The sequence below is a fragment of the Pseudomonas sp. SAR267 genome (assembly GCF_052077595.1).
GTDB classification, from domain to species: Bacteria; Pseudomonadota; Gammaproteobacteria; order Pseudomonadales; family Pseudomonadaceae; genus Aquipseudomonas; species Aquipseudomonas vlassakiae.
The window spans coordinates 5,726,239-5,739,868 of sequence record NZ_JBQIHU010000001.1 but is presented as its reverse complement, the minus strand read 5'-3'; the positions used below and the strand labels follow the sequence as shown (position 1 = coordinate 5,739,868).

Annotated in this window: 12 protein-coding genes; 5 read left to right on the top strand and 7 right to left on the bottom strand. The window is 64.3% G+C overall.

The window, feature by feature from the left end:
• The first annotated feature begins 171 nt into the window (after positions 1-171).
• Positions 172-753: a LysE family translocator gene (locus ACTORR_RS27225; protein WP_313364234.1), complete on the top strand. Its 582-nt coding sequence runs from the start codon at positions 172-174 to the stop codon at positions 751-753.
• Between the two features lie 70 nt (positions 754-823).
• Here the strand turns inward: ACTORR_RS27225 and ACTORR_RS27220 are convergent, their stop codons facing one another.
• Positions 824-1,633, bottom strand: coding sequence for an AraC family transcriptional regulator (locus ACTORR_RS27220; RefSeq protein ID WP_262110296.1), 810 nt, complete (start codon positions 1,631-1,633; stop codon positions 824-826).
• A gap of 10 nt (positions 1,634-1,643) precedes the next feature.
• The gene (locus ACTORR_RS27215; RefSeq protein ID WP_054885316.1) at positions 1,644-2,186 is read right to left on the bottom strand and encodes a helix-turn-helix domain-containing protein; all 543 of its coding nucleotides are present in this window, start codon (positions 2,184-2,186) and stop codon (positions 1,644-1,646) included.
• Positions 2,187-2,338: 152 nt separating this feature from the next.
• Between ACTORR_RS27215 and ACTORR_RS27210 the strand changes: the two genes are divergently transcribed.
• Both ACTORR_RS27210 and ACTORR_RS27205 read left to right on the top strand, forming a co-directional pair.
• Entirely contained in the window at positions 2,339-3,121 is a 783-nt protein-coding gene (locus ACTORR_RS27210; protein ID WP_054885317.1) for an aldolase, read from the top strand.
• Positions 3,122-3,154: 33 nt separating this feature from the next.
• Entirely contained in the window at positions 3,155-4,042 is an 888-nt protein-coding gene (locus ACTORR_RS27205) for a dihydrodipicolinate synthase family protein (protein WP_054885318.1), read from the top strand.
• A 125-nt stretch (positions 4,043-4,167) separates the two neighbouring features.
• On the opposite strand, the gene ACTORR_RS27200 is transcribed toward ACTORR_RS27205, so the two are convergent.
• The 3 genes from ACTORR_RS27200 to ACTORR_RS27190 form a co-directional block, all read right to left on the bottom strand.
• Positions 4,168-5,586: a short-chain fatty acid transporter gene (locus tag ACTORR_RS27200; RefSeq protein WP_313364236.1), complete on the bottom strand. Its 1,419-nt coding sequence runs from the start codon at positions 5,584-5,586 to the stop codon at positions 4,168-4,170.
• A gap of 190 nt (positions 5,587-5,776) precedes the next feature.
• Positions 5,777-6,433 (bottom strand): CoA transferase subunit B, encoded by a 657-nt coding sequence (locus ACTORR_RS27195; protein WP_027916751.1) that lies wholly within the window; start codon positions 6,431-6,433, stop codon positions 5,777-5,779.
• Positions 6,434-6,468: 35 nt separating this feature from the next.
• Entirely contained in the window at positions 6,469-7,167 is a 699-nt protein-coding gene (locus tag ACTORR_RS27190; protein WP_262110303.1) for a CoA transferase subunit A, read from the bottom strand.
• Between the two features lie 140 nt (positions 7,168-7,307).
• Here ACTORR_RS27190 and ACTORR_RS27185 point away from each other — a divergent pair, with 140 nt between their 5' ends.
• Entirely contained in the window at positions 7,308-8,213 is a 906-nt protein-coding gene (locus tag ACTORR_RS27185; RefSeq protein WP_054885321.1) for a LysR family transcriptional regulator, read from the top strand.
• Positions 8,201-9,022, top strand: coding sequence for an aldo/keto reductase (locus tag ACTORR_RS27180; protein WP_441344085.1), 822 nt, complete (start codon positions 8,201-8,203; stop codon positions 9,020-9,022). Before ACTORR_RS27185 ends, ACTORR_RS27180 begins: the two co-directional genes overlap by 13 nt.
• 112 nt (positions 9,023-9,134) lie before the next feature.
• Here the strand turns inward: ACTORR_RS27180 and ACTORR_RS27175 are convergent, their stop codons facing one another.
• Both ACTORR_RS27175 and ACTORR_RS27170 read right to left on the bottom strand, forming a co-directional pair.
• Complete coding sequence (locus tag ACTORR_RS27175) at positions 9,135-12,215, bottom strand: error-prone DNA polymerase (RefSeq protein ID WP_313364237.1); 3,081 nt, start codon at positions 12,213-12,215, stop codon at positions 9,135-9,137.
• The gene (locus tag ACTORR_RS27170) at positions 12,212-13,630 is read right to left on the bottom strand and encodes a Y-family DNA polymerase (RefSeq protein WP_313364238.1); all 1,419 of its coding nucleotides are present in this window, start codon (positions 13,628-13,630) and stop codon (positions 12,212-12,214) included. The genes ACTORR_RS27175 and ACTORR_RS27170 overlap by 4 nt, the downstream gene beginning before the upstream one ends.

The window sequence follows — 13,630 nt, the reverse complement described above, 5'->3', positions numbered from 1 at the left end:
ATATAGGCCTTGATTGAAAAAGGAAAGACGATGCTACAAGCACAGCAGATTTTTCTGATAGCGCGAAACTATTACAAAACCTGTAACCAGCTTTCAGGGGACTTTTATTCAATACCACCGCTGCGCAAGGCTAGAGGATGGCGGCATTCATCAATCCACGGAGTTACGGAAATGAGCCTGTCCCTTTCCATGGCCGCATTCGCCCTCGCCGCTTCGATCTCGCCCGGGCCGGTCAATGTCGTCGCCCTTGGCAGCGGTGCCCGCCATGGCTTGCGAGCGAGTATGTGGCATGTAACAGGCGCGACGCTGGGCTTCTGCCTGTTGCTGGTGCTGGTCGGCCTGGGGTTGCATGAACTGCTGTTGCGCTGGCCGCGCCTGGAGCTGGCGCTGCACTGGGGTGGCGTGGCGTTTCTGCTGTACATGGCCTGGAAGCTGGCCAGCGATGATGGTCAGCTGGGTGGCTCGGATCAGCCGCGGGCTCCCTCGGCCTGGCATGGCGCAGCGATGCAATGGCTCAACCCCAAGGCCTGGCTGGCTGCGGTGGCGGGTGTGGGCGCCTACACCGGTGGCGAACAGCATCTGTTGTGGTTGTTCACCTGGATCTATGGGCCGATCTGTTTCGTCTCGGTCGCCTGCTGGGCCTGGGCCGGGAGTGTGATCCGCCAGTACCTGCGGGAGCCGCGGTATCTACGGTTGCTGAATCGGGGGCTGGCGGTGTTACTGGTGGGGAGTGCGGTTTATCTGCTGGTTTGATGTCGCCAGTGCCGGCCTATTCGCGGCTAAAGCCGCTCCCACAGGGACCGCGCCGGATCTGAAGCTGGCGCTATGCCTGTGGCTTTAGCCGCGAAGAGGCCGGCACTGCATCTCGGTAATGCCCGGGTGTCGCCGCCAGGTGCTGTTTGAACGCCCTCTGAAGATGCGCCTGGTCGGCAAAACCTGCCTCCAGTGCCACGTCGGCGATCGCCCTGCCCTTGCGCAGTTGCGCCCGCGCATGCTGCACCCGCTGATCCAGCAAATAACCGTGAGGGGTCAGGCCGAAGCGCTGGCGGAACGCACGGATCAGATAGGACCGGGACAGGCCGCACGCCGCGCAGATATCTGCCAGGCCAAGCGAGTCGCTCCGGTGCGCACGAATGAATGCCGCAGCAGCATCCAATTGCGGATGTTCGCTTGGCAGCTTGTGCGCATTGGGGTGCAAATAGCCGGGAAGATCGGCAAAAAAAGCGGCCAGCCGTGCTTCTCGATCATTCAACTCGGCGTCGAACAGGTCGGCAAACAATTGCAGCAGCCGGCTGTACAACCCAGCAGAGGCACTGAACGTCTGCGCAGGCAGGACGAAGCCCCGAGCCAGCAACCACGGCATGTCGACGAACAGCATCAGGTACGACCAGGGCTGGCCGGCGATCGGGTTGCAGGTGTGCACCACACCCGGGTTCATCAATACCGTGGTACCGGCCATTACCTCGACCTGACTGGCGCCGCTCAGGTAGGTACTGCGCCCGCCAGTGATCACGCCGATGGAAAAGCTCTCATGGGAATGCGCGGCATAACAGACCTTGCGCCCATCCCCCACGCGCCGGGCTTCGACGAAGGGCAATGCCGGATCCCGCCAGAACCGCGACACCTCGATCATCGCCCGGCCCTCATTCGCCGCCGTGCTGCACCACTACCAGCAGCTGCGCCGGCTGCGCGCCGACCGAGCGCAAGCGGTGCGGTGTCTGGGCATTGAAGTGCAGTGCATCGCCCTGCTCCAGCAACACCCGCTCATTGATGAAGTCGACCTCCACCTGGCCGGCGTGGACGAACAAGAACTCCTCACCGTCATGCTCTTTGAAGGTCGGGTCGCTGAACTCGGTCGGCGGCTTGATCAGGAACGGCAACAGGCTGTGCTGCCCGAACTGACGGGTCAAGGCTGCGTAGCCCGGCCCATGGCCATCGCCCACCAGCGGCTGACGCTCGCCCTGGCGTACCAGGCTATAGCGGCTCTGGGCGGCCTGCTCCTCGGCGAACAAATCTTCGACGTTGACATTCAGCGCCCGCGCCAGCTTCAGCGCAGCAGCGATGGACGGCGTATTCAGGCCACGCTCCACCTTGGACAGGTAGCTCTTGGTCATGCCGGACTTCTCGGCCAGCGCCTCAAGCGTGACACCAAGTTTTTTTCTCAATACTTTCAATCGGTTAGACATGCGACGCGATTTTCCCGGGTCCACAGGCTTGCTTATGACACTTTGTGTCATATAGGATTATTTGTGTCACGCACCGGCAGATTCCTCGACCGACCAAAGCTTCGGAACCGGCCAGCGCTGACATCGCTCATCACGCCACAGAGGAAAACCCCATGGCCAAGACCCTGACACTCAGCAAGGACCAACTGGTCCAGCAGGCGCTGACGCAGATGCAAGGCTCGCTTGCCGATAATACGTGGACTGTACGAGAAAAGCTGGCCCTGACCTGCCGAATTCTGTTCGATCATGGCCACGACTCCGGCCTGGCCGGGCAGATCAGCGCCCGCGGCCCGCAACCCGGGACTTTCTACACCCAGCAGCTGGGGCTGGGTTTCGATGAAATCAGCGCCAGCAACCTGTTGCTGGTCAACGAGGACCTCGACGTGCTCGAAGGCCAGGGCATGCCCAACCCGGCCAATCGCTTCCACAGCTGGGTGTACCGCGCCCGGCCGGATGTGAACTGCATCATCCATACCCACCCGACCCACGTTGCCGCCCTGTCGATGCTGGAAGTCCCGCTGCAGGTCTCGCATATGGACCTGTGCCCGCTGTACGACGACTGTGCCTTCCTTGAAGCCTGGCCTGGCGTGCCGGTGGGCAACGAGGAAGGCGAGATCATCAGTGCCGCACTGGGGGACAAGCGCGCCATTCTGCTCTCGCACCATGGCCAGCTGTCCACCGGCATCAGCATCGAGCAGGCCTGCGTGTACGCTCAGTTGATCGAGCGCGCCGCACGCCTGCAACTGCTGGCGATGTCGGCTGGCACCCTCAAGCCCATCGACCCGGCACTGGGCCGTGAAGCCCACGACTGGATCGACCGGCCCAAGCGCCATGCCGCTGCCTTCAACTACTTTGCCCGGCAGTGCCTGCGCACCCACGCCGACTGCCTGAACTGAACCCTGAATGCCTTGCTTGCGGAGCCTTTTAAAATGACCACTGAAATCCACGGCATCATCGGCTACACCATCACCCCCTTCAGCGCTGGTGGCGAACAGCTCGACCTGCCCGCGTTGCGCCAGTCCATCGAACGCCTGATCGACGGCGGCGTGCAGGCCATCGCGCCCTTGGGCAGCACCGGCGAAGGGGCCTATCTCAGCGACAGCGAATGGCAGCAGGTGGCCGAGTACAGCCTTGCGCAGATCGACAAACGGGTGCCCAGCATCGTCAGCGTGTCCGACCTGACTACCGCCGGTGCCGTGCGACGCGCCCGTTTTGCCCAGGCCCAGGGCGCCGACGCGGTGATGGTACTGCCGGCCGCCTACTGGAAACTCAGCGAAGCCGAGATCCTCCAGCACTACCGCGCCATCGGTGAGGCCATCGATATCCCGATCATGCTCTACAACAACCCGGCCACCAGCGGCACCGACATGTCGGTGGAGCTGATCCTGCGCATCGTCCGCGAAGTGGCCAACGTGACCATGGTCAAGGAAAGCACCGGCGACATCCAGCGCATGCACAAGCTGCATTTGCTGGGTGAAGGCCAGGTGCCGTTCTACAACGGCTGCAACCCGCTGGCGCTGGAAGCGTTCGTGGCCGGGGCAAAGGGCTGGTGCACGGCAGCGCCGAACCTGATTCCGGCACTGAACCAAGGTTTGTATCAGGCAGTGCTGAAGGGAGACCTGGCGCAGGCCAGGGCGCTGTTCTATCGGCAGCTGCCCTTGCTGGATTTCATTCTCAAAGGCGGGTTGCCGGCAACCATCAAGGCCGGGCTAGAAATGACCGGCCTGTCAGTGGGCGAACCGCGGCGACCCGTTTTCGGTCTGGACGCGCCAGGGAAAGCGACCTTGGCAGCATTGTTGGCAAAGCTGGCTGATTGAAAACCTGCACCGGCCTCTTCGCGGGTAAACCCGCTCCCACAGGATCCTGACAAGCTTCAAGGGCGGTGCAGTACCTGTGGGAGCGGGTTCACCCGCGAAGGGCTGGTGCAGGCAGTACAACTAGTTCAAGGCATCACCGGGGGCACGTATTGCAAGGTAGTGCCCAAGGCCCAGAGCAACACCAGCACCAACGGCACATGCACCAGCAACTGCACGAACGAGAAGCCTATCAGATCACGCGCCTTGAGCCCCAGCACGCCCAGCAGCGGCAGCATGTAGAACGGGTTGATCAGGTTCGGCAACGCCTCGGCAGCGTTGTAGATCTGCACCGCCCAGCCCAGGTGGTACTGCAGGTCGTTGGCCACCAGCATCACGTAAGGCGCTTCGATGATCCACTTGCCTCCCCCTGACGGGATGAAGAACCCCAGCACGGCAGAGTAAACGCCCATCAGCAGCGCGTAGGTGTCATGGGTGGCGATCTGGGTGAAGAACAGCGAAATGTGGTGAGCCAGGGTCTGTTCATCCACCCCCTTGACCTGGGTCAGGATCGCTGCGATCGAGCCGTACAGGGGGAACTGGATCAGCACCCCGGTGGTGGTCGGCACAGCGCGGGCCACGGCATCGAGGAAGCTGCGCGGTCGCCAGTGGAGCAAGGCACCGAGCATGATGAACAGCAGGTTATAGGTGTTCAGCCCGGAAATCGCCGTTATCGCCGGCTTGGTGGCGAACTCCTGGTACAGCCAGCCAGCGGCCAGGGCCACCAGCATCAGGATCAGGATCGGGCTGTGCTCCAGCCATTCACCGGGGCGGGTACGCTTGGCTGGCGCTGGCGCGGTAAAGCTGGGGTCGACGCCACAGGCTTCGGCGCTACGCGCACTGTTCGGGCCAGGCGCCGTGGCATAGGCGATCACCAGCGAGACGATCACCAGGGCTGCCAGCATCACGCCGGACTGCCAGAGAAAAATGGTCTCGGTGAACGGGATCACGCCCGTGATCGACAGGATCGATGGCGGCAGGCTGGCCGGGTTGGCCTGCAACTGCGCGGCCGAAGACGAAAGGCCCAGCGCCCAGACAGCGCCCAGGCCCAGGTAGGCGGCAGCACCTGCGGCGCGATAGTCCATCTTCAGCTCGGTACGACGGGCCAAGGCACGGACCAGCAGGCCGCCAAACACCAACGACAGCCCCCAGTTGAGCAGCGAGGCCAGCATCGAGATCAGCGCAACCCAGCACACCGCCGACCGGCCATTGCCGGGGATGCGCGCCAGCCGGTCGATCAGCCGGGCCGCCGGTGGCGAGCTGGCCACCACGTAGCCGCCGATGACCACGAAAGCCATTTGCATGGTGAACGGGATCAGGCTCCAGAAGCCATCGCCGAACGCTTTGGCAGTGTCGGTCGGCTTGCCGCCCATGGCCAGGGCGCCGATGCACACCAGCAACACGGCGAGGGCGGCGAATACCCAGGAGTCGGGGAACCAGCGTTCGGCCCAGTTGGAACAACGCAGGGCAAAGCGGGCGGAGCGGCTGTCTTGGATTTCAGCGGCCACGGTTACTTCCTTTTATTGGTCTTATCGGATTTTTCTGCATGAACGCAGAACCCCCTGTAGGAGCGGCCTTGTGTCGCGAACGGGCTGCGAAGCAGCCCCAGGATTTCAGCTTCACAGCCGAAATTGCCGGGGCCGCTCTGCGGCCCTTTCGCGACACGAGGCCGCTCCTACAGGGGGACAGTGTGATGCTTTAGAAGGTCATTTCCTTTACATCATCCGGCACGATCAGCTTGCCGGCGGTTTTCTCGATGATCTCCTCGACGCTCACCCCCGGCGCGGTCTCGCGCAGGATGAAGGCGCCGTCTTCGATTTCCAGGTAGGCCAGGTCGGTCAGGACCTTGCGGATGCAGCCGGCACCGGTCAGCGGCAGGCTGCAACGCGGCAGCAGCTTGGACTCGCCATCCTTGGAGGCGTGGGTCATGGTGACGATGATGTTCTCGGCACCGGCGACCAGGTCCATGGCGCCGCCCATGCCCTTGACCAGTTTGCCGGGGATCATCCACGAGGCGATGTTGCCTTCCACATCCACTTCGAAAGCGCCCAGTACAGTCAGGTCGACGTGGCCGCCACGGATCATGGCGAACGATTGCGCCGAGTCGAAGATCGACGCGCCACGTCGGGCGGTGACAGTCTGCTTGCCGGCGTTGATCATGTCGGCATCGAGGGTGCTTTCGGTGGGGAATTCGCCCATGCCGAGCAAGCCGTTTTCGGACTGCAACATCACGTCCATGTCGGCCGGTACATAGTTGGCCACCAGGGTCGGGATGCCGATGCCGAGGTTGACGTAGTAGCCGTCCTTCAGTTCACGGGCGACGCGTTGCGCCATCTGTTCGCGGGTCAGTGCCATGGTCAGGATCTCTTTGTTGTTCTGATGGACGGCGCTCAGGCCTTGACGGTGCGCTTTTCGATGCGTTTTTCGAAGGTGCCGACGATCACCCGGTCGACATAGATGCCCGGGGTATGGATTTCGCTGGGCAGCAGCACGCCAGGCTCGACGATTTCTTCCACTTCGACCACGGTGATCTTGCCAGCGGTGGCCGCCAGTGGGTTGAAGTTCTGCGCGGTGTTGCGGTACACCACGTTGCCGTAGTGGTCGGCCTTCCAGCCCTTGACGATGGCGAAGTCGCCGGTGATGGACTCTTCGAGGATGTACTTGCGGCCCTTGAACTCGCGCACTTCCTTGCCCTCGGCAACCGGGGTGCCGTAACCGGTCGCGGTAAAGAAGGCCGGGATGCCTGCACCGCCGGCGCGCATTTTCTCGGCCAGGGTGCCTTGCGGGGTCAGTTCGACTTCCAGCTCGCCACTGAGCAGCTGGCGTTCGAATTCGGCGTTCTCGCCAACGTAGGAGGCAATCATTTTGCGGATCTGCCGGTCTTCCAGCAGAACGCCCAGGCCGAAGCCGTCGACACCGCAGTTGTTGGAGACCACGGTCAGGCCCTTGACGCCAAGGCGCTTGATTTCGGCAATCAGGTTTTCGGGGATGCCGCACAGGCCGAAGCCGCCGGCCAGTACCGTCATGTTGTCGGTCAGGCCTGCCAGGGCCTCTTCATAGGTTGCTACGCGCTTGTCCAGTCCGGCCATGCTGATCCGCCTTTTGTAGTTGTTGAACCGACGAGGCTGTCGGTGAGCGTGTGAAGCCATCTTCACCGCTGGCGACTGATTTGTTAATTTTGTTTTCATCATCGATTGATAACTTTTCCAAAACAGCGCTCGAGACTGTCATGAACGTCAAGCAACTGCGTGCCTTCGTCACCGTAGCCAAGTACCAGAGCTTCGCCCAGGCCGGTGAACACTTGCATGTGTCGCAACCGGCCCTGAGCCTGACCATCAAGGCGCTGGAAGACAACCTCGGCGGCGCCCTGCTCACCCGCACCACCCGCAGCGTCAGCCTGACTGCCGAGGGCGAGGTGCTGCTGCCGCTGGCCCGGCGCCTGCTGGCCGACTGGGACGACACCGAAGAGATGCTGCGCCAGCGCTTCACCCTGCAGCTTGGCCGCGTCTCGGTGGCGGCGATGCCAGCCTTTGCCGGCAACCTGCTGCCGCAATCGCTCAAGGTGTTCCGCCAGCGTTATCCCAAGGTCAACGTCACGGTGCACGACGTGATCAACGAACAAGTGCTGGAACTGGTGCGCCATCGCCGCGTCGAACTGGGCATCGGTTTCGAGCCGGATAACAGCGAAGGCCTGAATTTCCACCCGCTATACATGGACCGCTTCGTCGCCGTGGTGCCGGCAGACTCGCCACTGGCTTTGCAGTCCGAGGTCACCTGGGCGCAGTTGCTGGCCGAAGACTTCATTGCCTTGCAACGCCCGTCGGCAGTGCGTCTGCTGCTGGAGCAGAATGTCGCGGCGCGCCACGGCAAGCTGGCGGTGGCCTTTGAAAGCCATCAGCTTTCGACCATCGGCCGCATGGTTGCCAGTGGCCTTGGCGTGAGCGCTGTGCCTGCGCTGTGCATCAACCAGATGCAGGAACTCGGCGCACGTTGCGTGACGCTGGTAGAACCCACGGTGGAACGGCGCATCAGCGTGATCGCCCTGGCCGACCACAAGCTTTCCACTGCAGCCCAGGCGCTGCTCGACGTATTGCTTTCCCATACCCAGACTCCGGAGGTGACATGCGTTACGTGAAACTGGCAGGTTGCAGCGTGCCGGCCATTGGCCAGGGCACCTGGTACATGGGCGAAGACCCGTCGCACAGGGCCGCCGAAGTGGCGGCCTTGCAACAAGGCATCGAACAGGGCCTGACTCTGATCGACACCGCCGAGATGTATGCCGAGGGCGGCGCCGAAGCCGTGGTCGGCCAAGCCATCGCCGGGCGCCGTGACCAGGTGTTTCTGGTCAGCAAGGTCTATCCGCACAACGCCAGCCGCCGCGGTGTGGCTGAAGCCTGCGAGCGCAGCCTGAAGCGCCTGGGCAGCGAAATGATCGACCTTTATCTACTGCACTGGCGCGGCCAGTATCCGCTGGAGGAAACGGTCGAGGCCTTCGAGCGCTTGCGCGAGCAAGGCAAGATCGGCCGCTGGGGGGTGTCCAACTTCGATGTCGACGACCTGCGCGAACTGCACAACCCGGATTGCGCCACCAATCAGGTGTTGTACAACCCGGCGCAGCGGGGCATCGAGTTCGACCTGTTGCCCTGGAGCCGCCAGCGCGGCTTGCCGACCATGGCCTATTGCCCGCTGGCCCAGGCCGGGCGGCTGTTGCAGCACCCGGTGCTGAGCGAAATCGCCGAGCGCCATGGCGCAACGCCGGCGCAGGTCAGCCTGGCCTGGGTGACGCGGGAGAATGACGTGATTGCCATTCCCAAGGCTGTATCTGCCGAGCATGTGCGGTTGAATGCGGCTGCCGGGGCGTTGACCCTGACCCTTGAAGACCTGCGGGCGATGGACCGGGCGTTTCCGGCACCGACGCGCAAGCATCATCTGGCGATGGTCTGACAGACCGGGTTGGTTTCTTCGCGGGTAAAACCGCTCCCACAGGTACGGCGCCGGCTTCGAAAACTGTGCTGACCCCGTGGGAGCGGGTTCACCCGCGAAGAGGCCAGTGAAGTCAGTGAAAATCTCGGCTCTTTACATCCAGCCCCTGCAACAAGGGGCTGATGTCCTCCAGCCGCCGGGCGATCAGATGCCGCACCCCGTTGTCCTGCTCCAGCCGCCCGCTCACCTTGAGCAGCTGCGACCCCACCAGCGCCCGCCGCTGCCGCTCGGCCAGGTCACGCCAGACCACCACGTTGACCATGCCGAACTCATCCTCCAGCGTAACGAATGTCACCCCGCTGGCGGTCTGCGGCCGCTGCCGCCCCACCACCAGCCCGGCCACGGCAATCGCATCGCCATGCTCAAGCCCCGCCAGCTCGCCGCAACTGCGACAGCCCAACGCCCGCAGCCGTGAGCGCAACAGCCTGAGCGGGTGCGGGCCCAAGGTGGTGCCCAAGGTGGTGTAGTCAGCAACCAGGTCTTCGCCGACCGTGGGTGCGGGCAATGCTACCTGTGCTTCCGGCACTGCCTGCACCTCGGCGAACAGCGGCAACTGCGCCTGCACCGCCGCCACCTGCCAGCGCGCCTGGTGACGGTCGCAGGCCAGGGCTCGCAGTGCCCCCGCATCGGCCAGCCGGGCGCGGGCACGGCTGTCGAGACCTGCGCGCAGGCACACGTCCTCGACATCCCGCCAGGGGCGTTGCGCCCTCGCCTGCTCCAGCCGGCGAGCATCCGCCTCGCTGAAACCACGGATCTGTCGCAGCCCAAGGCGAATGGCCAGGACCCCGTGCTGATCGGGCTCCAGCGTGCAGTCCCATTCGCTATGGAACACATCCACCGGACGTACTTCGATGCCTTGTCGCCGCGCCTCCTGCAGCAGCTGATCCGGGCTGTAGAAGCCCATCGGCCAACTGTTGACCAGGGCACAGGTGAAGATCGCCGGTTCATGGCACTTGAGCCAGCTGCTGGCATAGCACAGCAAGGCGAAGCTGGCCGCGTGCGATTCAGGGAAGCCGTAACTGCCAAAGCCTTTGATCTGTTCGAAGATGCGCTCGGCGAACGCCAGGTCGTAGCCGTTGCGCAGCATGCCCTCCACCAGCCGCTGGCGATGGGGCTCGAGCCCGCCATGGCGCTTCCAGGCCGCCATGCTGCGGCGCAGCTGGTCGGCCTCGCCGGGGCTGTAGTCGGCAGCGACCATGGCCAGCTCCATCACCTGCTCCTGAAACAACGGCACGCCCAGGGTGCGCTCGAAGACTTCCTTGAGCTTTGCCGAGGGGTAGGTCACCGGCTCCTGCTTGAGGCGCCGACGCAGGTAAGGGTGAACCATGTCACCCTGGATTGGGCCGGGGCGCACGATGGCGACCTCGATCACCAGGTCATAGAAGGTCTCGGGCTTGAGCCGCGGCAGCATGGCCATCTGTGCCCGTGACTCGATCTGGAACACGCCCATGGTTTCGGCGCGGCTGATCATCGCATAGGTCGCCGGGTCTTCGCCGGGGATGGTCGCCAGGGTCAGCTGCAGACTCCGATGCCGCTGCAGCAGGTCGAAACAGCGGCGCAAGGCGCTGAGCATGCCCAACGCCAGGACATCGACCTTGAGCAGACCGACCATGTCCAGGTCGTCCTTGTCCCACTGGATCACCGTGCGCTCGGCCATTGCGGCGTTCTCCACCGGCACCAGGTGGGCCAGCGGCTGTTCGGAAATGACGAAGCCACCGGGGTGCTGGGACAGGTGGCGTGGAAAGCCGATCAGTTCACCGGCCAGCACCAGAATGCGCCGCAGCGAAGGGCTGCCGGGCTCGAAACCGGCCTCGGCCAGCCGTTGCTCGTCCGGGATACGGTCGCTCCAGCGGCCGCAGCATTTGGCCAGGGCATCCACCTGGTCGGCCGGCAGGCCCAGCACCCTGGCCACATCGCGAACAGCACCGGCAGCATGGTAGGTATTGACCACCGCGGTCAGCGCAGCGCGATGCCGGCCGTAACGGCGGAATACGTACTGGATCACCTCTTCGCGCCGGTCATGTTCGAAGTCCACGTCGATATCGGGTGGCTCGTTGCGCTCGCGCGACAAGAAGCGTTCGAACAACAGCCGATGCTCCATTGGGTCAAGCTCGGTGATGCCCAATACGAAGCACACCACCGAGTTGGCTGCCGAGCCACGGCCCTGGCAGAGAATATGCTGGCTGCGGGCGAAGGCGACGATGTCGTGCACGGTCAGGAAATAGCTTTCGTAGCCCAGTTCCTCGATCAGCGTCAGTTCCTTGTCCAGCACCGCACGGACCTTGCTGCTCGGCCCTGACGGCCAGCGCTGCGGCAAGCCCCGCTCGCACAATGCGCGCAGCCAGCTGGCGGGTGTCTGGCCCTCGGGCACCAGTTCGCGTGGGTACTGGTAGCGCAGTTCGGCCAGGTCGAACTGGCAACGTTCGGCGATGGTCAGGCTCTCGGCCAGCAGATCTGCCGGGTACAGCTCACCCAGTTGCTCCAGCGAACGCAGGTGACGCTCGCCATTGGCGAACAGGTGGCGCCCGGCCTCGGCCACGTTGCAGTGATGGCGAATCGCGGTCATGCAGTCCTGCAGGGCGCGCCGGCCCCGCACGTGCATATGCACGTCACCACAGGCCACAGCGCGGACACCCAGCTGCGCCGCCCGTTCGCGCAAGCGGGCCAGGCGCCGGGCATCATCGCTGCCCCGGTGCAGGTGCACGCCCAGCCACAGGCGCTCGGCGAACATCTCGCACAGCCATATGCCCGTCGCCTGATCGTCGGCATCATCGGCGATCCACAGCGCCAGCAACCCTTCGTGATGAGGCTCAAGATCGTCAGCGAGCAATTGGTAGTCACCCTTTTCGGCCCGCCGTCGGGCACGGGTGATCAAGGCACAGAGGTTCTGGTAACCCGTGAGGTTCTGCGCCAGCAACACCAGTTTGGGGCCATCCTGCAGGCGCACTTCGCTGCCGACGATCAGGCGCATCTGCTGGTCTTTGGCTGCTTGCCAGGCGCGTACGATACCGGCCAGGGTGCACTCGTCGGTGATCGCCAGCGCCTGGTAACCCTGCTCGCGGGCGCGGCGGAACAGCTCTTCGGCGCTGGATGCACCGCGCTGAAAACTGAAGTTGGACAGGCAATGCAACTCGGCGTAGCCCGGAGCACTCATGCGAACCAGCCCTGCAGCCACAGCGGGCCGGGTTGAGCCAGGTCGCGATAGGCCCAGCCACGCAGGCCATCACGGGTTTCGATGCGGTAGTAGTCACGGCGCACGTCGCCACCGTCCCACCAACCTGACTCGATCCGTTCGGCCTGGCCCAGCAGCTTGTGGTCAGCCGTATCCAAGGCCTGCGGCGTGGGCAGCAACCAGCCTGGGCGGCTACCCGGCATCACCGGCAGGTGACCTTGGGCGCCCTGCTCCGCCTGCTGCCAGGCGCACTCGGGGCGGTGGTCAGCCTCGGCACGCAACCCGTTGACGGCCTCATCACCGAGGCGAGCGCGCAGGCGTTCGCGCAGTTGCTCCCAGGGCTGGGCCTGCTTGGCGCGGGGGTCGAACAGTGCCTGATGCTGGGGCACGAAGGCAGGCAGGTCATCGGCGACCAGCCGCAGGTTGCGCACCGGTGCCGGAATGCGCAGCGGCTCAAGGCGCCCGCGGGCCAGTTCGAACAGCAGGGCGGCATCCCGCTCAGCAGACAGCAGCCCAACGTGCAGCAGGGTGTCCGGCCCTTCGACGTGCTCCAGGTGCAGGCTGAAGCGCTGCACACCGCAGTCGCGCCCGGCGAGGAAGGCCGCCAGGTCATTGAGCATGCGCCGCAACGGGAACAGCAAGGCCTGATGTGATTCAACGTCGAAGTTGAGTTCCAGGCGCGATTCGAAGCGGTCTGGCGGCTGATAGAAGTCCAGCCCCATGGAACGCAGCCCAAGCAATCGGTCCAGGTGCAACTGCACATCGGCGCAAAACCGCCTGGCCAGCGCCTCGCGCGGCAAGGCCAGCACTTGGCCCAACTGGCGCAGGCCCATACGCGCAAAGGCCTGGGCAGCGTCCGCTGGCAACCCCACCCGGTCGACAGGCATGCGCGCCAGTGCCGACCGGGTTTGCTCGGCGCAGGTCAAAGCCAAGCCATCATGGCCGTTGGCAAGCATCCGAGCCGCGACCGGGTTGGTCGCGAGCACGATGCGCTGGCGCAAGCCCAGGGCAGTCAGCTCTTCGCGCAAGCGGGCTTCGAACAGTGGCCATGGGCCGAACAACTGCAAGCTGGAGCCGACTTCAAGCAGCAAGGCGCGTGGGTAATGCAGACTGACCTGGGCACTGAACCGGTAGGCCCAGGCCGCGAGCAATTGCTGCAACCGCTCGATCCGGGCCGGGTCGGCCTCGACACAATGGAAGCCATCGGCCAGGGCCCGCGCTGCCGTCAGCGCCTGCCCCGCCCGCAGGCCAAGCGCCGCCGCCGCCGGGTTGACGGCTTGCAGCAGGCGACGCTGCACAGGGCCGCCGATCAGCACCAGTGGCGTATCGGCGTCGTCCCGTTCACGCAGGATCGAGTCCAGCGCCAACTGGGGCAGGAGGATGCAGGCCCAGAGCAT